At 64.0% G+C, this 21,783-nt stretch carries 16 protein-coding genes; 2 read left to right on the forward strand and 14 right to left on the reverse strand.

Annotation, left to right across the window (positions count from 1 at the left end):
- Positions 1–21 precede the first annotated feature (21 nt).
- The 6 genes from AC3WUF_RS11565 to AC3WUF_RS11590 form a co-directional block, all read right to left on the reverse strand.
- Positions 22–2,160, reverse strand: a complete 2,139-nt coding sequence (locus tag AC3WUF_RS11565; protein WP_492425657.1) for a molybdopterin-dependent oxidoreductase — start codon at positions 2,158–2,160, stop codon at positions 22–24.
- 374 nt (positions 2,161–2,534) lie between these two features.
- On the reverse strand, positions 2,535–3,542 hold the full coding sequence (locus AC3WUF_RS11570) for a S66 family peptidase (RefSeq protein WP_492425659.1): 1,008 nt from the start codon (positions 3,540–3,542) through the stop codon (positions 2,535–2,537).
- 497 nt (positions 3,543–4,039) lie between these two features.
- Positions 4,040–4,510, reverse strand: coding sequence for a hypothetical protein (locus AC3WUF_RS11575; RefSeq protein WP_492425661.1), 471 nt, complete (start codon positions 4,508–4,510; stop codon positions 4,040–4,042).
- Positions 4,511–4,546: 36 nt separating this feature from the next.
- Positions 4,547–6,343, reverse strand: a complete 1,797-nt coding sequence (locus AC3WUF_RS11580) for a right-handed parallel beta-helix repeat-containing protein (protein WP_492425663.1) — start codon at positions 6,341–6,343, stop codon at positions 4,547–4,549.
- Positions 6,340–6,582 (reverse strand): hypothetical protein, encoded by a 243-nt coding sequence (locus AC3WUF_RS11585; protein ID WP_492425665.1) that lies wholly within the window; start codon positions 6,580–6,582, stop codon positions 6,340–6,342. The genes AC3WUF_RS11580 and AC3WUF_RS11585 overlap by 4 nt, the downstream gene beginning before the upstream one ends.
- 353 nt (positions 6,583–6,935) lie before the next feature.
- Entirely contained in the window at positions 6,936–8,363 is a 1,428-nt protein-coding gene (locus AC3WUF_RS11590) for an alanine/glycine:cation symporter family protein (RefSeq protein ID WP_492425667.1), read from the reverse strand.
- A 208-nt stretch (positions 8,364–8,571) separates the two neighbouring features.
- Here AC3WUF_RS11590 and AC3WUF_RS11595 point away from each other — a divergent pair, with 208 nt between their 5' ends.
- Positions 8,572–9,906 carry a choice-of-anchor Q domain-containing protein gene (locus AC3WUF_RS11595; protein ID WP_492425669.1) on the forward strand — a complete coding sequence of 445 codons (1,335 nt, stop codon included), beginning with the start codon at positions 8,572–8,574 and terminating at the stop codon, positions 9,904–9,906.
- Positions 9,907–9,946: 40 nt separating this feature from the next.
- Here AC3WUF_RS11595 and folD read toward each other — a convergent pair whose 3' ends face one another.
- The 6 genes from folD to AC3WUF_RS11625 form a co-directional block, all read right to left on the reverse strand.
- Complete coding sequence (gene folD, locus AC3WUF_RS11600) at positions 9,947–10,804, reverse strand: bifunctional methylenetetrahydrofolate dehydrogenase/methenyltetrahydrofolate cyclohydrolase FolD (protein ID WP_492425671.1); 858 nt, start codon at positions 10,802–10,804, stop codon at positions 9,947–9,949.
- A gap of 15 nt (positions 10,805–10,819) precedes the next feature.
- The gene (gene purU, locus AC3WUF_RS11605; RefSeq protein ID WP_492425673.1) at positions 10,820–11,680 is read right to left on the reverse strand and encodes a formyltetrahydrofolate deformylase; all 861 of its coding nucleotides are present in this window, start codon (positions 11,678–11,680) and stop codon (positions 10,820–10,822) included.
- A gap of 127 nt (positions 11,681–11,807) precedes the next feature.
- Positions 11,808–12,443 carry a CoA transferase subunit B gene (locus AC3WUF_RS11610; protein ID WP_492425675.1) on the reverse strand — a complete coding sequence of 212 codons (636 nt, stop codon included), beginning with the start codon at positions 12,441–12,443 and terminating at the stop codon, positions 11,808–11,810.
- A 1-nt stretch (position 12,444) separates the two neighbouring features.
- Positions 12,445–13,140, reverse strand: coding sequence for a CoA transferase subunit A (locus AC3WUF_RS11615; RefSeq protein WP_492425677.1), 696 nt, complete (start codon positions 13,138–13,140; stop codon positions 12,445–12,447).
- 5 nt (positions 13,141–13,145) lie between these two features.
- Entirely contained in the window at positions 13,146–14,072 is a 927-nt protein-coding gene (locus AC3WUF_RS11620) for a branched-chain amino acid transaminase (RefSeq protein ID WP_492425679.1), read from the reverse strand.
- Positions 14,073–14,094: 22 nt separating this feature from the next.
- Entirely contained in the window at positions 14,095–17,649 is a 3,555-nt protein-coding gene (locus AC3WUF_RS11625; RefSeq protein ID WP_492425681.1) for an indolepyruvate ferredoxin oxidoreductase family protein, read from the reverse strand.
- Between the two features lie 150 nt (positions 17,650–17,799).
- On the opposite strand from AC3WUF_RS11625, the gene AC3WUF_RS11630 reads away from it, so the two are divergent.
- A complete protein-coding gene (locus tag AC3WUF_RS11630; RefSeq protein WP_492425683.1) occupies positions 17,800–18,252 on the forward strand; it encodes an Lrp/AsnC family transcriptional regulator in 453 nt (150 codons plus the stop codon).
- A 30-nt stretch (positions 18,253–18,282) separates the two neighbouring features.
- Here the strand turns inward: AC3WUF_RS11630 and AC3WUF_RS11635 are convergent, their stop codons facing one another.
- The gene (locus AC3WUF_RS11635) at positions 18,283–20,016 is read right to left on the reverse strand and encodes a DUF885 domain-containing protein (protein ID WP_492425685.1); all 1,734 of its coding nucleotides are present in this window, start codon (positions 20,014–20,016) and stop codon (positions 18,283–18,285) included.
- Positions 20,017–20,060: 44 nt separating this feature from the next.
- Positions 20,061–21,776 (reverse strand): DUF885 domain-containing protein, encoded by a 1,716-nt coding sequence (locus AC3WUF_RS11640; RefSeq protein ID WP_492425687.1) that lies wholly within the window; start codon positions 21,774–21,776, stop codon positions 20,061–20,063.
- Positions 21,777–21,783 lie beyond the last annotated feature (7 nt).

Raw genomic sequence — 21,783 nt, forward strand, 5'->3', positions numbered from 1 at the left:
CGGGCTTTTTTGCACCCGCGGTCAGAGCTTGCTGACCTCGACCGCGAGGCCGTTCAGTGCGGCGTTGCCGGACAGCGCGTCGATGTAGTGATCGTCGGTCAGGTCGTTGACGCTGACGCCTGAGTGGGCCTGTGCGACAGGCATGCGCACGCCATCCCGTGCATGGCCCCAGCCGTGCGGCAGGCTGACGACGCCTGGCATCATCTCATCGGAGGCGACAACCTCGACTTCGATCTCGCCGACGCGCGACCGCACGCGGACGCGGCTACCTTCGTCGAGCCCGCGCGCGGCGAAGTCAACCGGGTTCATCAGCAGCTGATGACGCGGCTTGCCTTTGACCAGGCGATCAAAGTTGTGCATCCATGAGTTGTTGCTGCGTACGTGGCGGCGGCCGATCAAGCGCAGGCTCCTCTTGCCTGTGTCCTCGCCAAGAAACTCGCGCTCGGCGCGTTGCAGATCCTGCATGAGATGCACCGGTGCAGCGGCGATGCGCTTGTCCTTGTGATGGAGTCGCGCCGGCATCGACGGTTCCAGCGGTCCGATGTCAATGCCGTGCGGGTGTTCCTTGAGCTTCTTCAGACTCAGGCCCAGCGGATGCTTGCGGCCGTCGCCGTAGGGTCCCATGCGCAGGCCCATGTCCATGATCTGGTCGGGGCGCTTCGGCATTGGTGGCTTGCCGTTGAGGCGAGCAGCGAGGCGCTTGCCGAGTTCGGTGAAGATCTCCCAATCATGCAGCGTGCCGGCTTCTCGTTCGACGACCGGCTCGCTGTAGCGTGCGGTGTTGCGCACCGCGAAGTGATGGAAGATGAAATCGTAGTGATCGTGCTCGACGCCGCAGGTCGGCGGCAGGATGACGTCAGCGTGTTGGGTTGTCTCGTTGATGTAGATGTCGAACGCGACCATGAAGTCGAGCGAAGCGAGCGCGCTGTCGAGCTGGCGGCCGTTCGGCGTCGACAGCACCGGGTTGCCGGCGATGGTGATCAGCGCGCGAATCTGGCCTTCGCCCGGCGTAAGGATTTCCTCGGCGAGCGTTGCGACCGGCAGCTCGCCGGCGAACTCCGGCAGCTGCCGCACGCGGCTATGCCAGGCGCCGTAGTGGCCGGGCTTCGTGTCGGGTGTACCGACGGTGTCGACCGCAGGTGCGGTGAACAATGCGCCGCCGCGGCGATCGAGGTTGCCGGTGACGAGATTGATCAGCTGGATTGCCCACTGGCACAGCGTGCCGTAGGTCTGCGTCGACACGCCCATGCGGCCATAGCAGACCGCACTGCCTGCAGCGGCAAAGTCGCGTGCGGTGCGGCGGATCGTCGCGGCGGCGATGCCGGTTGCGCGTTCGGCGCGTTCAGCGCTGAAGCCACTGATCGCGGCGCGCACCGTGTCGAGCCCGTCGGTGAACTCGGAAAGCCGCTCCGGCCGGCACAGGTTTTCCTCGAATAGGGTGTTCAGCAGCGCAAACAGAAACAGCACGTCGCTGCCGGGGCGAATGAAGTGATGCTCGTCGGCCAACTCCGCGGTTTCCGAGCGGCGCGGGTCGACGACGACCATGCGTCCGCCGCGCGCCTGCAGCGCCTTCAGTCGGTTGCGGAAGTCCGGCACGGTCATCAGGCTACCGTTCGATGCCAGCGGATTCGCACCGAGCACGAGGAAATACTGCGTGTGGTCGATGTCTGGAATCGGCAGCAGCAGCTGATGTCCGTACATCCAATATGCGACAAGCTGGTGCGGCAGCTGATCGACCGAGGTCGCGGAGAATCGCGAACGTGTCTTCAGCGGGCCGAGCAGCGCGCTGGAGTGAGTCATGTTGCCGTAGTTGTGCACGCTCGGATTGCCGGAGTAAGCGGCGATCGCGTTATTGCCATATCGCTCGCGCACCGCGAGCAGACGATCGACGACGAGGTCAAAAGCCTCGTTCCAGCCGATCTGCTGCCAATCGTCACCGACCCGCTTGACTGGAAGGCGCAGGCGCGCCGGGTCCTCGTGCAGGTCCTTGAGTGCAACCGCCTTCGGGCAGATATGGCCGCGGGACAGCGGATCGGCCTCGTCTCCGCGGACCGAGATGATGCGGTTGTTCTGCACCTTGAACTCCAGGCCGCAAATCGCCTCGCAGAGATTGCAGGCGCCGTAGCGAATCTGCACGGCGCTCTCGTTGTGTTCGCCCATATTCTCCTCGCAATTTCCGCTGGGGACGCCGCTAGTCTACAGAGCGGTCTGCATGGTCGTGCAACGGTTAGGTGGCAGTCGTTGGTGGCGGGGCTGGAACCAGCCCCAAGCTGCCGCCGAAGGTTCCGGAATTGCCGGCGTAAAGCGGCCATTCCAGCTGCCACGTTATCGGTAGTAGTTGCTTCTAATTTCAGTTCAATCCTTTTGAATGCCACTTCGATATGCTCATCTAGACTGGCATCATCGGGGGCGTCGATATCATCGCCATCGATGAACGTCGAGTCCGCCAGCAACTCGCCCAGAAGCCGCCTGATCGTAGACTTCCCGGAATTGATAGGGCCATTCACCCAGACGATTATCAATGCCCGGTCCACCTAATCAACTCGGGGCGAGTGAATCACAGCCCCTCCACCTGCCTCGAAGTTGAACCGTGCAATGGCACCGTTAATCAGGGTCATCTGCGGTGGCTGGTGACCAATATCGACGTCATAGAGTACGGGGCACGGCAACTGCCCGACTACCGAACGCACTGCGTCCAAGTATGAGAGCCTTTCAGATGACGTTTGATCTGGCCCCGTGCTTCGCCCAAAGACCAGCCCGGCAAGGTTGTTGAACCAGCCGTGCCTTTTTAGGGACAGCAAGGTTCGAACAAGGCTCGTCGGCCCGATCTCGACATTTTCGAGATAGAGAATGACTCCAGATGCCCGGCTCGCAGCGACAAAAGACGGCACGTCGCCATAGGAACTACCCGCCAGCCACCCAATTGTGTCCAGGCACCCGCCAATCAGGCGACCATGGAACGAGAGCGGCTCTTCAGCGCCATCAAGCCGCTTCCACCGAGTAATCTCGGTCAGATTATGTGGGGCATTCGTGTAGACGGCCCAGTCCTTGTATGCGGTTTGATACTTGGACGAAGCCGTCTGTTCGTGGACAGTGAGTGGATCGCATTCCAGGAGTTCGAATGCCCCCTTGGTCAGCGGATCCGTTTGCGATGGGGCGAGTTCCATCAGATTCGGACCGTGCGCAGTGCCCCATCGGGAGATCAGTGTCAGAGGTAGCGTCAACGTGCTGACGTCCGAGTACCCCATAACCCATTTCGGCGTGTGCTTGCGAAGAGCTTCGAAGTCGATGTGATCGAGCAACTCGCTCGCGAGCTCGCCGCCCCATGGTGGCAGGACTGCGCTGATTCGCGGGTTCTGGAGAAAATTGACGAACTCAGCGGCTCTTTCGCTGGCAGATGCGCTGGCGTCCTTGTGTTGCGTTCGCAAACACCGCCCTTCGACAACTTCATAGCCGCGACTTCTGAGCTGATCAATGACCAGATCGAGGCGTGCACTAAGTGGAGCTGGAACTCCAGACGAAGGTGCTGTCACTGCAATCACGTCTCCGCGTCGCAGGGCTCTTGGGAATTGGATCACGTGTGCACTCTCCGCTTCTGTCGCGCCACCTGAACGACAAAATAAAAAACCCGCCGTGGTGGCGGGTCGTTCTTGAACTCAGCCGCAACCTATCCGCGCCAAATGCTGCGGGCAAAGAAATTAAATCGGTTTAGGCGTATTTGGATCATGAATTCAGCGTAGCACCTCCAATCCTGTGAGGGAAGTTGCCCATTCAACCCAAAAGCGGCCCGTCAAAAACGTCTGGACGTGGCACCTCAGCGACGGTGGCTAGCCAGCCCGAAGGCGTCATTGCGATGCTCACAATGTCGGTCGCAAAGCGGCCATTCGTCTCTTACAGGCGTTGGCCAAACTGATCAGATCGACTCGACGAGGCCAATATTTCGTCCAGTACGGCCAACGTCCGCCGTAACTGATTAGCGCGCGCCTACGTCTCCATGATCCGACCTTCCATTTGGACCGCCAGCCTCCTAAGCCGACAATCACCGCCCGTAGCGCTGGTCACAATCTTTCTTCGTAAACTGGACACGAAACACCTCGTCCCTGTATTTGTCTCTGTACAAATGGATCGTGGTGACGCCTTTGTCGAACCAGTCCTGCTGCCCCGGCCCATCACACACCGCGGACAGCGAGCCGCTGTATGCCTGCGCCTTGAGTGATTCCACATCAAGTTTCGCCGCGACTTCATCTGTGTACGAGTATTCGTAGACGAGGGTTTTCATTCCTGGGGAACGAACTCGTTCAAAGAGAATGCCGTTCTCCATGCGAGGTAGTGACTTTCTGGCAGTTGCCGCAGTTTGGTCGAGCGTCGCCTGTAGAGCGCTGGTCTCCGGACCATCTGGGGCGCCAATTGCGATGTTAACGTTACAGATCAGGATCGCTGCCAATACAACTGCGCTATGCACTTTGCGCCAGCGCCCGACATCCTGAGAGCCTGCGTCTTGTGTTGTCATGAGCACACCCACGGGGTCGGCGATCGCCAGGCGCGGCTAGCCCGGCGCGAGCATGTAGGTCAGCTGCGCGGTGATGGCTGGGGCATCGCTGAAGGTGACACGGCCGCTGCTGTCCGCGGTGAACAGGCCGACGGTGCGCATGCCCTGTTGAACGACATAGCGCGTGCCGGGGAGAAGGTCGCCGACGCTGTAGTTCACGTTCGCTGATGCGTTCGTCGTTCTTGCGACCCAGTTCTTGTTGCGCGTACCGCTGGTTTGCCAGGAGGTGATCTTGATCTCGACCGTCCCGCTGCTCGGCCCCGCGTGCATATTGCGCAGGTAGACCTTGGTATCGCCGCCGGTGTTGGCCTGGCTCAGTGTCATCGTGCTGCGCGTGGCGTCGGCAATGCTGGCGATGCTTTCGGACACATCGAAAACCGCCTGGGTGCGATCGATGAAGTTTGCCGTGCTGTAAGCATCGACGACGAGCAGCTGCGTCTTCTGTTCCTCGATCCACAGCGTGGTGCGCAGCGATGAAGTGCCGGCGAGGCGCAGCTTGACGTCGCTGTCAATGGTGTTGCCGACCAGCTCGATGTTCCTGGCGTTGACGATGCGCAGGTCACTGCCGTTGTTGCTGAAGATGTTCTCGATAAAGCGGTCATCGTCGCTATCGGTCAGCTTCAGGCCTTCGCCGGCGCCGTCGCGGACCGTGTTGCCGACGAAGACATTGCCGCTGTTGCGGCCGTCCTCACCGGTCTCCGGCGTGTCGCTGCCCTTGTAGAAGTAGAAGCCGTAGGTACCGCTGCGAACGATCTCGTTGTTCTCGACATAGCTGTCGGTGGCGCCCATCGAGAATCGCATGCCGGCTTTGCCGCTGTCTTCGACATAGTTGTCGCGAATCGTTGCGCGATCGGAAGCGAAGATCGCGACGCCGCTGTCGCTGTTGCGGCGCAGGTCGTTGTTCTCGACCAGTCCGTCATTCGACGAGCGATGCAGCATGATGCCGTTGCCGGTGTTGTCCCAGGATCGGTTGTTGCGGATCACCACATGGTCGCAGCGCTTCGAGGCGATGATGCCGTGATTGCCGTTGTGATGGACGTCGTTGTCCTCGATCAGCAGATTGTCCGAGTCATCATGCGGATCGAATCCATACCCGACGTTGTAGGCGACGGTGTTGCCGGTCCATTGACCGCCTTCATGTCCATAGCTGTACATGCCGTAGTAGTTGTGATGCAGGTTCGAATTGCGAATGTCGCCACGGACCTGGACGCGGTCGAACAGATCCGGCACCTCGCTGGTCGAGCCGAGCACCTTCCACACGAGGCCTTGTGTTTCGGCAGCGTTGTAGCCGAGGTAGGAAATCTCGCTGTCGATCACATCCATCCTGGATTCCAGCGCACTGACGCCGTCGCCCGCGAGTCGCGAGCGCACGCGCACGAAGGCGCGGCCGTCGCTGTAGTTGGTGTCGGGTCCGTTCGCCGAGGCATCCCAGGATCGGATCTTCGTGCTGCGGATGTCGAGCGTGCCATAGTCGGCCGTCAGTTCGACAAAGCCGCCGCTGTCGCTTTTCAGTCGCAGCTCGTTGACGTCGCCACTGGCGGCGCTGCCATTGAGCATCAGTTTTGTTCCCTGGGTGACGTACAGATTGGCGCGCAGCAGCCAGATCCCGTTCGTCGCATCGACGAGATCAAGCGGCGCCGACGGCAGCGCCGTCTTGATCGCGCTCAGTGTCGCCGCAGAACCACCCCCTTCGGCGTAGATGCGGTTGTTTGAAGTGCTGTAGCGATAGGTCGCTGCCCAGCTTGGACTCAGCGTGGCGAACAACAGAACGGCAAGCGGCAGGCGATAGCTCATATCATTCTCGGCCAGGGAAGCAGATGCTGATCGCGCAGAAGCTGTTCGATCATCGTTTCATCGACGACGGTGCCGGCAGAGCTCGTGGACGTGCGGCCATCGATGCTGGCATTGCTGCGCATGCCCGGCGCGAACGGCTCAGGCACGGCATTGGAGAACGCGAAGGTTGGGCTGCACGGCAGCAGCGCACCGCAGATTGCCGCACAGCCGTTTCGGCAGTGACGTAACAACGCTTGCATGTGCGCACCCTTATGATCGTGGATCGTCCGAGAGCGCTTCAGCGCAAGCTGCGTGCCAGAGACGCGATCATGCTGTCGCCATATCGCGACAGGCACTCGTCAAGCAATGATGGGATTGAGAAAAAATCGGCAGCCCCCTCGCCCGGCTCCGATTGCTGGCGGGTCCGGTGACGGCTTCGCCTGGAGCGACACCATGCAGCGTGCATCACGGCACCGCCAAAGGCGACGCAGTTTGCAGGAACGCGGGGCCGGACTGCGGAGCTATGGCCGTTTGCGCGGCCATTGGGTCGACGGCGGCAAGCGCTCGTTAGGAGATGGTCGTCAGCGCCCTGAGCGCCACAAGCCGACCGCCCCTATCTGATCCAGAAGTCTGCGTTGGCGATGCCCAGGGCCTTGGGATCGAAATTAGGATCGCGACCGGCTTTCTTCTGCCTTTCGTAATCCTTCAGGGCCAGCAGCGCCGGCTTCTGCAGGATCAGGATCGCCACGATGTTGAGCCAGGCCATCAGGCCCACGCCGATGTCGCCGAGACTCCAGGCCAGACCGGCGCTGCGCATGGTGCCGTAGACCACGGCAGCGATGATGCACAGACGCAGCGCGGTCACCATCCACGGCTTGTGCACCTTGCGGTTGATGTAGCTGAGGTTGGTTTCGGCCATGTAGTAGTAGGCGACCAGCGTGGTGAAGGCGAAGAAGAGGATCGCCACCGCCACAAAGCCGGCGCCAAAGCCGGGCAACGCGGCTTCCACCGCGTGCTGCGCAAATCCCGGCCCCGCCGACACGCCCGGCAGTCGCTCCGTGATCATGCCGCCGGCGGGCGCGAAGACGTTGTACATGTCGGTGACAAGAATGATGAAGGCTGTGGCCGAACAGACCAGCAGCGTATCGACGTAGATAGAGAAAGCCTGCACGTAGCCCTGCTTCGCCGGGTGCGAGACTTCCGCCGCTGCCGCCGCATGCGGGCCGGTGCCCTGGCCGGCCTCGTTGGAGTAGACGCCGCGCTTCACGCCCCATTCCACCGCCAGACCGATCACCGCGCCGTACGCCGCCTCCGCACCGAAAGCGCTGCGGAAGATCAGCGAGACCACTTCCGGCACCTTGCCGATGTTGAGCGCCACGATCAGCAGCGCCACCAGGATGTACCCCAGCGCCATGAACGGCACCACCACTTCCGCGAAGGTGGCGATGCGGCGCACCCCGCCGAAAATGATGAAGCCGAGCACAACGGCGATGCCGCCGGCCACCACCAGTGGCGGAACGCCGAAGGCTGTCTGCATGCTGCCGGCGATCCCGTTGGCTTGTACGCCCGGCAGCAACACGCCGCAGGCCAGCACGGTGGTCAACGCGAAGATCCAGGCGTACCACTTCTGGCCCATGGCCTTTTCGATGTAGTACGCCGGGCCGCCACGATAGAGACCCTGTTCGTCCTTCTCCTTGTAGATCTGCGCCAGCGTGCATTCGATGTAGGAGGTCGAGGCGCCGAGGAAGGCGACGGTCCACATCCAGAACACCGCGCCCGGCCCACCGTAGGCGATGGCCGTGGCCACGCCGGCGATGTTGCCGATACCCACGCGCCCGGACAGCGACATCGCCAGCGCCTGGAACGAGGAGACACCCGCCGCGGACTTCTCGCCCTTGAACATCAGCCGCAACATCTCGCCCACCCCGCGCACCTGCATGAAGCGGGTGCGGATCGAGAAATACAGGCCAGCGCCCAAGCACAGGCCGATCAGGGCTTTGCTCCAGATCAGGCCGTTGATGGCGTCGATGATGGCTTCCACGAACACTCCCCCTTCAGATGCTTGGACCACGCCCCGGACGAGCTCCGCCGGTCATGCGCACTATGATGCGCCAATCCCGGCGAGTTCGGCACCGTTCTTGCTGCCGGCGCGCGTGATGGTGCGCAGCCGCGCACTGCGCTTATCCGTGTTCACGCCGGGAGAACAGCCCATGCGATTTGCCCAAAGAGTGTCGTGGCTTGCACGACTGATGCCAATTGGCCTGCTGGCCTGCGCGACGGCCAGCCACTCGGCGATCTTCGCGGTCACCACAACGGACGACGGATTCGACGGTCGATGCGATGCCCACTGCTCCCTGCGCGAGGCGGTGGCCGCGGCAAACGACAGCCCCGGCAAGGATCGCATCCTCCTGGCGTCCTCCAGCTATCTGTTGAGCCTGCCGGCCGCGCGTGACGACGATGGCGACACGCTCGACGAGGACGGCGCTGCCAGCGGGGATCTCGACATCCGCGACGACCTCGAGATCTTCGGTTCCGGATCGACTGCCACGACCATCGATGGAGGCGCCGGCGATCGCGTCATCGAGGTGCTGCCCGGCGCGGACGTCACCCTGCGCAGCCTGGGAATCCGCAACGGGCGGGTCAGCCAGTTCGGCGCGGGCATCCGCAACGACGGGACGCTGTCTCTCGAGGACGTTCTGGTCAGCGCGAACACCGCTGCCGGCACATTCACGGCCAGCGCAGGCGGCGGGATCTACAACAGCGGCACGCTGGCGTTGGCGGCAACGGTCATCGACGGCAACCGCACCAGCTCCGGGGAGGGCGGACACGGCCTGGGTGCCGGGCTGTACAACGCGGGCGTGTTGAGGATTCGCGAGCGCACGGTCGTCAGCAACAACCACGGCTCGGACGATGACGACGACGGCAGCGGCGCCGGGCTCTACAACAGCGGCACCGCATACATCGTCAATGCGCTGTTCGTCGGCAACAGCAGCTCGATGAACGGCCGCGGCGGAGCGATCGTCAACGCGGCGAATGCGCGACTGGTTGCGAGCAATACCACGATCAGCGGCAACCTCGCCGGCGACGTCGGCCTGCGCGGCGGCGGCGCAGTGATCAACGAATCCAGCGGTACGCGCGGCGGCATGGAACTGCGCCACGTGACGATCGCGGACAACTACGGCGGCGGCCTGACCAATCGCGGCAAGCTGACCATCGCCGGCACGATCGTCGCCGGCAATGTCGATGTCGAAGGAAATCCGCGCGCCGGCGTCAATTGCCGGCACGAGGCGGGCGGGACGACGGCGAACTACTCTTCGCTGATCGCCGACGACGGCAACTGCCATGCACCCTACATCGTCGACAACAGCACGGTGTTCGACACCCTGCTGCTGCCGCTTGCGGACAATGGCGGGCGGACGCGGACGCATGCCCTGCCCGCGGGCAGCGTCGCCATCGACGCGTCGTACCAGGACTGCATGGCGACCGACCAACGCAGCGTGCGGCGCCCTCAGGACGGCAATGCCGACGGACAGGCCATCTGCGATCTCGGCGCCTATGAACGCAGCGCGGCGGATGCACGCTAGACCAGCTTCGCTGGCCAGACCGGCGGTCCAGCTGCGAACTTCAACGCGCCTGCGCTGATGCCGCCGCCGTTACGGTGTTTCTCATCAGGCAGGCGACGGTCATCGGCCCTACGCCGCCAGGTACCGGCGTGATCCACGCAGCGCGTTCGCGTGCGACGTCGAACTGCACGTCGCCGTGGAGCTTGCCGTCCTGGCCGCGATGGATGCCGACGTCGATGACCGTTGCACCTTGCGGAATCCATTCCCCCTGCACCAGCTGAGGCTTGCCGGCGGCGACGACGAGGATCTCGGCGTTGGAGATGTCATCCTTGAGGCTGCGGGTAAAGCGATGGGTCACGGTGACGATGGAACCGGCGAGCAGCAGTTCCAGCGCCATCGGCCTGCCGACGATGTTCGACGCACCGACGACGACGGCCCTGCGCCCATAGAAGGTTTCGCCGATATCGCGCAGCAGCTCCATCACGCCGAGCGGCGTGCAGGGCCGCAACTGCGGCGCACGCTGCGCGAGGCAGCCGACGTTGAACGGATGAAAGCCGTCGACGTCCTTACGCGGATCGATGCGATGCAGGATCTCGGTCGCGTCCAGCCCGGCCGGCAGCGGCAGCTGAACCAGGATGCCGTCGATCAGCGGATCGGCATTGAGCGTGTCGACGAGATCAAGCAGTTGCTGCTGGCTCGTGCCAACCGCCAGCTCATGCGGCACGGACTTGATGCCGGTGCGCTTGCAGGCGGCGATCTTGTTGCGCACGTAGACGGCCGACGCCGGGTCCTGGCCGACCAGCACGGTGGCCAGGGTCGGCGGACGCTCGCCGTTCGTCGTCCTGTCTTCGACCTGCAGACGCAAAGCCTCGATCGTGCGCTCGGCAAGGTTCTTTCCATCAATGATGTGCGCGCTCATGTCGACCCTCTGGCGCTAGGGGAACACGATGGTCCTGTTGCCGTTGAGGATGGCGCGGCATTCGACGTGCCAGCGCACGGCACGCGACAGCACCCGTGCCTCCACCTCGCGACCGAGGTTGGTCATCTCCTCGGCCGAGGTTGCATGCGTCACGCGGACGACGTCCTGCTCGATGATCGGGCCTTCGTCGAGATCGCTGGTGACGTAGTGCGCGGTCGCGCCGACGAGCTTGACGCCGCGCTCGTAGGCCCGCTTGTACGGGCTTGCGCCCTTGAAGCTCGGCAGGAACGAATGGTGGATGTTGATGCAGCGCCCGTTCAGCGCATTGCACATGTTTTCCGAGAGGATCTGCATGTAGCGCGCGAGCACCAGCAGGTCGACCTTCTCCTGGTCCATCAGCTCGAGAATCTTCGCTTCCTGCGCTGCCTTGGTTTCGGGCGTGACCGGCAGGTAGTGATACGGCAGGCCGTACCACTCGACGAGCGAGCGCATGTCCTCGTGGTTCGAGACGACGCCAACGATATCGGTGTGCAGCAGGCCGGCCTGCCATTTGTGCAGAAGGTCATTGAGGCAGTGACCGAACTTCGACACCGCGATCAGCGTGCGCGCCTTCTTGCTCCAGGCCGTCAGCTGCCATTGCAGGTTCAGGCGCTGGGCGATGGCTTCGAAGGATTCGCGGAACGCGGCATCGGCGCCGTCGCGTGTCGTCGCCAGATGCATGCGCACGAAGAACTGGCCGCCGCCGGGTTCGCCGAACTGCGCGGCATCGCGGATGTCGAGGCCCGCCTGGAATACCGCCGCGGTGACGGCGGCGAGGATGCCCGGCTGGTCGGGGCAACGGAACTTGAGGATCAGGTCCTGCACGGCATGCGTCATTGGGGTGCTTCCATGAATGGTTCCGACGCCGAAGGACAGCGGCCGCCCTTCCGTCACGTACGATACGTATTGGTATAATACGTATCTGTATTATTTTGGCAACAGCAAGGCACGGGCCGAGTCCGCCCTAGCCTCGCCGGATGATCGGCGCCCCGGTCCTTTCCGCGACCTGCTCGAAACCGACCCCGGGCGCCAGCTCGACCAGCGCCAGCCCGTGCGGCGTCACGTCGAGCACGCAGAGCTCGGTGATGATGCGGTCGACGCAGCCGACGCCGGTCAGCGGCAGCGTGCACTGGCCGAGGATCTTGTGCTCGCCGTCCTTCGCGGTGTGCTCCATCAGCACGACGACGCGTTTGACGCCAGCGACCAGATCCATCGCCCCGCCCATGCCCTTGACCATGCGGCCGGGGATCATCCAGTTGGCAATGTCGCCGCGCTCGGTGACCTGCATCGCGCCGAGGATGGACAGGTTGATGTGGCCGCCGCGGATCATCGCGAACGAATCTGCGCTGCTGAAGGTCGAGGCGCCCTTGCGCGCGGTGATCGTCTGCTTGCCGGCGTTGATCAGATCGGCATCGACTTCCGTTTCGGTCGGGAACGGGCCGATGCCCATCAGGCCGTTCTCGCTCTGCAGCCAGACATCCATGCCGTCCGGGATGTAGTTCGCGACGAGCGTTGGCAGGCCGATGCCGAGATTGACGTAGAAGCCGTCCTGCAGCTCGCGGGCGGCGCGCTGCGCCATCTGTTCACGGTTCCAGCTCATGTCATTGCCTCACGGTGCGCTGCTCGATGCGCTTTTCCGGTGCCGGATTGAGCACCAGTCGCTTCACATAGATGCCCGGCGTGTGGATCTGGTCCGGATCGAGATCGCCGATCGGCACGATCTGCTCGACTTCGGCAACGCAGACCTTGCCCGCCGCGGCAACCACCGGATTGAAGTTGCGCGCCGTACGCCGGTACACGAGGTTGCCAGCGAAGTCCGCCTTCCAGGCCTTCACCAGCGACACATCGGCGCGCAGGCTGCGCTCCATCAGGTATTGCTCGCCGTTGAACTCGCGGATCTCCTTGCCCTCGGCAACGATCGTCCCGTAGCCGGTGCGCGTGAAGAACGCCGGAATGCCTGCCCCGCCCGCGCGCAGCTTCTCGGCCAGCGTGCCCTGCGGCGTGAACTCGATCTCCAGCTCTCCGGCCAGGTACTGCCGCTCGAACTCCTTGTTCTCGCCGACATACGACGAAATCATCTTGCGGATCTGCCGCGTCGCGAGCAGCTGGCCGAGGCCGATGCCATCGACGCCGGCGTTGTTGCTGATCGCGGTCAAGTTGCGGTGGCCGCTGTCGCGCAGCGCGGTGATCAGCAGCTCCGGAATGCCGCACAGTCCGAAGCCGCCGACGGCGAGCGTCATGCCGTCCTGGATCAGGCCCGCCAGCGCCGCATCGGCCGATGGATAGAGCTTGTACATGCTCGTTACCGGACCGGGCTGAGCCAGTGGCTGTAGGCCGGTGTCAGGCCCTTCACCGCCGCGAGATATGCGGCCTGCAGACGCTCGGTCATCACACCGCGGCCGCCGTTGCCGATTGCGCGGTTGTCGACTTCGCGGATCGGCGTGACCTCGGCGGCGGTCCCCGTGAAGAAAGCTTCGTCGGCGACGTAGACCTCGTCGCGCGTGATGCGGCGCTCGTGGACCTTGATGCCGAAGTCCTGCGCCAGCTTCATGATGGTCTTGCGCGTGATGCCGTCCAGGCAGGCGGTGACGTCGGGCGTGTGTAGCTCGCCATCCTTGACCAGGAAAATGTTCTCGGCGCTGCCTTCGGCGACGAAGCCCTGGGTGTCGAGCATCAGTGCTTCGTCGTAACCGTCCTTGAGCACTTCGTTGAGCGCCATCGACGCGACGATGTACTGGCCGTTGGCCTTCGCGCGGCACATCGCGGAGTTGACGTGGTGGCGCGAGAACGACGCGGTCTTGACGCGGATGCCCTTGAGCATCGCCGACTCGCCGAGGTAGTTGCCCCACGGCCAGGCCGCGACCATGACATGCGTCTTCAGGCCTTCGGCGCGCAGGCCCATGCCTTCGCTGCCGTAGAACATCATCGGCCGCAGGTAGGCCTGCTTGAGTTCGTTCTTGCGGATGACGGCGAGCTGCGCCTGGTCGAGGACGTCGGCCACCCAGCTGCACTGCATGCCGAGGATCTTCGCCGAGTTCAGCAGGCGGTCGGTGTGCTCGCGCAGGCGAAAGATCGCCGGGCCGGTCGGCGTTTCGTAGGCGCGCACGCCTTCGAAGCAGCCGACGCCATAGTGCAGCGTATAGGTCAGCACATGGGTCTTGGCCTCGCGCCACGGCAGCATCTCGCCATCCAGCCAGATCCAGCCGTCGCGGTCCGAAAAGTTCGCCATCGATGTTCTCCTGAGTGTGGGTTTATGCCGCCTTGCGGGCGCTGACCGAGCCGCCGCGCAGCAGCGATAGCAGCTGATCCCACTTCGTGTGGGCCGCCTTCATGCTGAGTTCCTTGACGTGACCGAAGCCGCGGATCTGGTCCGGCACCTCGGCGATCTGCACCGCGACCGGCAGGGTCCGCGGTGTCAGATTCGTCAGCGCTTCCGCGACCAGTTCCTCATAGCGGGCGATCAACGCGCGCTCGTCGCGGCGCTCACGTGTGTAGCCGAAGATGTCGAACGCGGTGCCGCGCAGGAAGCGCAGAGACGCCAGCGCGCGGAAGGCAAAGCCCATCCACGAACCGAAGGACATCTTGGTCAGTTCGCCGCGCGCATTGCGCTTGGCGAGCAGCGGCGGCGCGAGGTTGTACTCGACGCGGTAGTCGCCCTCGAAGGTCGCGGCGAGCTTCTCGCGGAATGCCGGCGCCGAGTACAGGCGGCCAACTTCATACTCGTCCTTGTAAGCAAGCAGCTTGGCGTAGTTGCGCGCGACCGCCTCGGTCAGCGCCTTCTGCGCAGAGACATCGCGCTCGACCTGCGACACGCGCTCGACCAGCTTGAGGTAACGGCCCGCGTAGGCGCCATTCTGGTAAGCCGTCAGATGCGCGGCGCGGCGCTCGATCAGCTGCTCAAGCGTGGCGCCGCGTGCCGGGAACGCCACGACCTGGGACGGCGACAGCAGGCGCTTCAGTCCGTCGAGATCGTGGGCGGCGTAACGGCCCCACTCGAAGGCCTTCTGGTTCTGCGCGACGGCAACGCCGTTGATCTCGATCGCCTTGAGCAGCGCCTGGCGCGACAGCGGCAGCATGCCGCGCTGCCAGGCGTAGCCGAGCATGAACGGGTTGATCGCGATGCTGTCGCCGACCAGCTTGCTCGCGAGGCTGCCGGCATCGACGAAGGCGCAGTTGTCGACACCGGCCGCGGCCTGCAGCTTGGCCTGCGCAGAGCCGACCGGATAGGCCCAGTCGCGCTGGCGCAGGAAGTTGGCGGTCGGCGTGACGGCGTCGTTGACCGCGACCTGCGTGCGGCCGACGGCCATCTTGGTCAGGCTCTCTTCGCCGGCGGTGACGATGAGGTCGCAGCCGATGATCGCGTCCGCGCTGCCGGTCGCGACGCGCGACGCGGTCATCGCAACGCCCGGCGCGCCGATGCGGATGTGGCTGAGCACGGCGCCGCCCTTCTGCGAAATGCCGGTCATGTCCAGCGTCGTGACCGGCTTGCGTTCGAGGTGCGCCGCCATGCCGAGCAGCTGTCCGATCGTGACGACGCCGCTGCCGCCGACGCCGGTGACGAGGATGTTGAAGGCCTGCTGGAACTGCGGCAGCGCCGGTTCGGGAATCGCCGGTATCTGCAGCTCGGCCTGCGTCGAGCCGGCCTTGCGCAGCTTGCCGCCCTTGACCGTGACGAAGCTCGGGCAGAAGCCCTTCACGCAGGAATAGTCCTTGTTGCAGGTGGACTGATTGATCTGGCGCTTGCGGCCGAACTCGGTTTCCAACGGCTCGATCGACAGGCAGCTCGACTGCACCGAGCAATCGCCGCAGCCTTCGCAGACGGCGTCGTTGATCAGGAGGCGCTTCGGCGGATCGACCAGCAGCGGCTTGCCGTCGACGATCGCCTTGCGGCGGCGGCGCTTCTCCGCCGCACAGACCTGGTCGTAGACGATGACCGTGCAGCCGGATTCCTCGCGCAGCTGGCGCTGGATCTCGTCGAGCTTGTCGCGATGATGGATCGCGATGCCCTGCGGCAGCTTCTCCGCGTACTCGGGATCGTCGTACTTCTCGATGTCGTCGGAGACGACGACAACGCGCTTGACCCGCTCGGCGAGCATCTGGCTGACGATCTGCGCCACCGTCAGCGTGCCGTCGATCGGCTGGCCGCCGGTCATCGCGACCGCATCGTTGTAGAGGATCTTGTAGGTGATGTTGACGCCGGCCGCGACCGAGGCGCGGATCGCCAGGATTCCGGAGTGGAAATAGGTGCCGTCGCCGAGATTCGCGAAGACGTGCTTTTCCTCGGTGAAATGCGACTGGCCGATCCACGGCGTGCCCTCGCCGCCCATCTGCGTGAAGGTCTCGGTGCGCCGCTCCGGCATCCACATCGCCATGTAGTGACAGCCGATGCCGGCCAGCACACGCGATCCTTCCGGCACATGGGTGGATGTGTTGTGCGGACAGCCCGAGCAGTAATACGCGAGGCGCGCCTCGAGCGGATCGCCGTGGGCGCGGGCGCACAGGCGGTTGATGCTGGCGAGGCGGTCGGCGATACGCGCGCGAATCTCCTCGGGCAATTCCATCTGCAGCAGCCGCGATGCGATGGCATTGGCGATCTGCGCCGGCGACAGCTCGCTGCGGATCGGCAGCTGCCATTCGCCGCGCGGCACGGCGTACTCGCCGCCATCGCGCGAATCGAACTTGCCGATGACGCGCGGGCGCACGTCGTCGCGCCAGCCGTACAGCTCTTCCTTCAGCGCGTACTCGATCAGCTGGCGCTTTTCCTCGACGACCAGGATTTCCTGCAGGCCGGTTGCGAAGGCCCGCGAGCTGGTCGCGTCGAGCGGCCAGATCACCGCGACCTTGTGCAGGCGGATGCCGATGTCCTCGCAGTCCTGCAGGCTCAGATCAAGGTCGGCGAGCGCCTGCAGCGTGTCGAGCCAGGCCTTGCCCGACGCGATGATGCCGAAGCGCGGATGCTTGGGATTCGTGACGTCGTAGTTGAGCTTGTTGGCACGGATGTAGGCCAGCGCCGCGTACAACTTCTGGTCGAGCAGACGGGCTTCCTGCTGCAGCGGCGAATCCGGCCAGCGGATGCTCAGGCCGTCTTCGGGCAGCGTGTAGTCCTCAGGCAGCTTGACCTGCACGCGCTCGGGATCGGCAATCACCGTCGACGTCGACTCGACGACGTCGGAGATGCACTTCATCGCGACCCACACGCCGGCATAGCGGCTCAGTGCCCAGGCGTGAATGCCCAGGTCGAGAATTTCCTGGACGCTGGCCGGGAAGAACACCGGAATGCCCGCTGCGGCGAACACGTGGTCGCTCTGATGCGGCAGCGACGAAGACTTCGCCGCGTGGTCGTCGCCGGCGAGCGCGATGACGCCGCCGAATTTCGAGGTGCCCGCGGCATTCGCGTGCTTGAAAACATCCAGCGAGCGATCGACGCCGGGGCCCTTGCCGTACCAGAGCGAGAACACGCCATCGACGGTCGCGCCCGGCTTCATGCCGACCTGCTGCGTGCCCCAGATCGACGTCGCCGCCAGCTCTTCGTTGACGCCCGGATTGAAGCGGATGTTTTCCTTCTCGAGGATCTTCTTCGCCTTCCACATCGTCTGGTCGACGCCGCCCAGCGGCGAACCGCGATAGCCCGAGACGAAGCCGCCGGTGTTGAGCCCCGCCGTGCGGTCGCGCTCCTTCTGCAGCATCAGCAGACGAACCAGCGCCTGCGTGCCGTTCATGTAAACGGTCTCGCCCTTCAGGTTGTACTTGTCCTGCAGCAAGACCTGGCGAAGGTCCGCGGGGAGATCGGTGGCTGGCAGATTCATGGCTTGCTTCCGGGATTTGAAGCCCGGAATTCTAGAAATCAGCCGGTAGGCGCGTCCTTTCGATCCATCTACCAAAAGGACATTTCAGTAGATAGACATCCTACATTTGACGCATAATCGCAAAACTCTGTTTACCGGCTTTGCTGACCCATGGACGACACCGACAAAGCGATCCTCAGACTGCTGCAGCGCGACGCAACGCTGTCGATCGAGAAGATCGGCAACGAGATCGGGCTCAGCCATACACCGGTCTGGAAGCGCATCGACCGGATGGAAAAGGCCGGCGTGATCCAGGGCCGGCATTGCCGCCTGAATCGCGAGGCGCTGGGGTTGGAGATCACCGCGTTCGCGTCGATCAAGCTGGGACGGCGCGACGAGAAGGCGCTCGTCGAGTTCGAACGCGCGGTGCAGCACATCGACGAGATTCTCGATTGCTATTCAATGACCGGCAGCTACGACTACATGCTGCGCGTCGTCACTCACTCGATGGCGAGTTACGAGTCGCTGGTCAAGAAGAAGATCGCCAGCCTCCCGCATTTCCAGGATTTGAACACCAGCCTCGCGCTGCGCGAAGTGAAGCACTCGACCGGCTTGCCGATCTAGCACCTCAGGCCGCGCGCAGCGGTCGGGTCGCTATGCGGCCTGGTTCATTCCGTAAGTCTTGCCCAGGTGCCACTCGAGGACCGGCAACGGCAGCGCGCCGACTTCGAGGATCGCACTGTGGAAATGCGGGTAGCTGAAATCGGTCTTCAGATGATCCATGGCCTTCTGCCGCATCCGCAGAATTTCCTCGTCGCCGAGCTTGTAGGCCAGTGCCTGTGCCGGGATGCCGCAGCTGTAGCGGATGGTGTCGGTCATGACTTCCTGCGGCGCGCACAGGGTCTTCTGCGCCAGATACTCCTGCGCGCGCTCCAGGCTCCAGCCGAGAATGTTCATGCCGGTATCGACGACCAGGCGGCTGGTCAGGAACGCGTCCATCGAGAGGCGGCCGTAGCGATCGTACGGATCGTCGTACAAGCCCATCTCGCCGGTCAGCGTGGCGGCGTACTCCGCCCATCCTTCGTTGAACGCATTGACCGAGGCATGCTTGCGGATCGGCGGCAGATCGTTGCTCGCGTTCTGCAGGCTCAGATGCAGGTGATGGCCGGGCACCAGCTCGTGGAACACCAGCGAGGCCGCGGCGATGACGGCGAGGCTGTCGAGCTTGGAGCCGTTGTAGTAGTAGATGCCGCGTTTCTCGTACGGCGAAGGCGCGCCGTAATAGCCCCAGGTCATCGTGCCTTCCAGGGCCTCAGGCAGGCGCTCCAGGTCGTACTCGCTCGCGGAGCGCTTGACGAAGAATTCGTCGTAACGCTTCTCGAGCCGGTCCTTGTGGTTGCGCATGCGCGCGCCGATGTCGTCGGCGTCCTTGGCCATTCCGCCATGCGGGCCGCGCAGATGCATGGCGAACTCCGCGGCGGTCCCGCTGAAGCCCAGTTGCTGGCGCACTTCGGCCATCTCTGCCTCGATGCGCTCCATGCGCGCGTGACCGCGGGCGTGGATCTGCTCGGGCGTCAGGTTCATGGTCGTGTTCATCGCGGCGAGATCGCGATAGATCTCGGCGCCGCCCGGCAACAGCGACATGCCGACGCCGTCCGGCGCCAATGCTTCATATTCGTCGTCAAGCTGCGCGATCAGTTCCGCAAAGGCATTCGCGATGTCGCCGCTGACACGCTGGTCAATCACGGCGGCCACCGTCGCGGCGTTGCTCAGCGCAGCCAGGCGCTTCGCATCGACGCGCAGCGTCGTCGCCATCGAAGCCGCCAGACCGCGCAGCAGACTGCGTGAGCCGGCCAGCTGCGGCTTGAAGATGCGGATGCCCCGTGCAGCCTGGCCGGCGGTGCGCTCGTGGATCTGGCGCAGGAACCGCGCCACCTCCGCGAGCGCGGCCAGATAGCGCTCGCCGTCGCCGTCCTTCTTGAACTCGAACGCCGTGAACGCCTGGGTGATGCCGCTGAAGATGAAGCCGCCGGTATAGGGCGTCTGCGCAAACGGGCCGTAGAAAAAGGCATCCGCAAGATCGATGGCGAGCCAGTAGCGCTCGGCGTCCTTGACCCAGCAATCGGCATAGAAACGCAGCAGCTTGCTGGTCAGCGCGAAATCATGCGGAAGCTGGTCGTCATCGACGCGATCGAGCAGGTCGAGGATGTCGCGGCCGAGTTGCGTACGCTTCTGGGCTGCCGCAAGGCTGAGATCCGGAATCAGGTTTTCCAGGGAACCGCTCTCCATCGAGCGGACACCGGCGCCGCGATAGTCCCAGGCCAGTTCGGCCGCACGATTGACGTTGATCAGACTCTGTTCGAGGCTGGAGCGCAGATAGGAAGTCATGGATGTTTTCGTCGTTCTTCTATGAATGGCGATCGGGATGGCGATCAGGCGGCCTTGGAGAGTTGCGTCTTGCGCGACTCGACCCAGTCCTGCAACGTTTCTCGCCACACCGGCAAGGTCACCGCGCCGGCGCCGACCAGGGCGTCGTGGAAATCGCGGACCCGGAACGCGCTGCCCAGCTGAGCCTCGGCGTCGGCGCGGATCTTGCGAACGCAGCGGTAGCCGATCTGATAGGCCAGCGCCTGGCCGGGCATGCCGATGTAGCGGTCGACTTCGGCACGGATCGTGTCGACCGGCATCGACATGTTGCCGACCATGAACTCGATGGCCTGATCGCGCGTCCAGCGCTTGACGTGGATGCCGGTGTCGACGACCAGGCGGCAGGCACGCCAGATCTCCATCTCCAGGCGGCCATAGTGCTTGTCCGGCGTGTCGTACATGCCGAACTCGTTGCCGAGCCATTCGCAGTACAGCGCCCAGCCTTCGACGCAGGACGAATAGCGCGCGCCGTCGTGACGGCGAAACTCGGGCAGCTCCATCTCCTGCATCAGCGCCAGGTGCATCAGATGCCCGGGCCATGCCTCATGCATCGCCAACGGAATGTGCATGTACGAGGGGCTGCGTTCCGGCAGCGAAGTGATCCAGTGCACGCCGGCGGCGCTGCCATTGGACGGATTCGGCTGCGCGTAGGCCGGCGGCATGAACGGCGACAGCTCCTCCGGAATGCTGCGCACCCCATAAGTCATGCGCGGCAGCCGGCCGAAGAATTCCGGGATCCGCGCTTCAATGCGCTTCGACAGAACTTCGATGCGCTCGCGCAGCGCCTCGGCGCTGGCGAGAATCTGGCCCGGCTTGGCCATCAATGCGGTCCGATAGCCGGCGAGATCGCCCGGATGTCCCGCTTCCGCGGCGATCTTCTGCATCTCGCCGGAAATCCGCGCGACTTCACTGAGGCCGAATGCATGGATGTCTTCGGCGCTCTCGCGCTCGGTCGTGTAGACCTCGATGAGCACCTGGTACAGCTCAGACCCCAGCGGCGCATCGGTACAGGCGATCGAGGCGCGGGCGCCCTCGCCCAGCCGCTTCTCGATGAAATCCGCGTAGGCGGTGATCGCCGGCAGGACGACTTCGCTCACCGCGGCTTCCGCCGCCAGCTTGAGCGCGCGCATCTCGTCGGTCTGCACCGTCGTCTGCAGGAAGGGGCGCAGCAGGCCGCTCTGCGCAGCGGGTCGCGACAGCAGCGCACGTAGCGAACCGGTCGTGCGCTCGACGACCACCTGCGGATAGCGATGTCCCATTTTCAGACCCGCTTCCAGACTCTCGACGATGCCGGAGAGGCTCGCCGGAATCGAACGCAGCCTGCGGATGTAGGCCTCGGCATCGTCGGCGCTGCTCAAGCTGCTGGCATCGGCCCAGTAGTTCAGCATCGCCTCCGGCCCGAGCGGATAGATCATCGGCCGCAAGTGATTCTTCACTTCGAAAGCGCGGATCGCGATGTTCAGATCGTGATCCAGCAGGCGATGCGTGGTTCGCTCCTGGCCTTGCAGAAACTCGACGGGGATCTGGTCGAGATCGGCGCGGATGGTTCTGATCACGGCGATGCGCCGCTCATAGTCCGCCGGGGATTCGCGCATCAGGACGTCGCCCGCGCCGGACCGACCGGCGAGGATCGCGAGAATCGGTTGCTCGAAGCACTGGAAATCCCAGTAGCGCTCGCAAAGCGCGCTCAGCGCGGCGGAAGCATTGGCAGCTGTGTTCATCGGCGGC

It is taken from the genome of Fontimonas sp. FW305-C-3 (assembly GCF_058783185.1).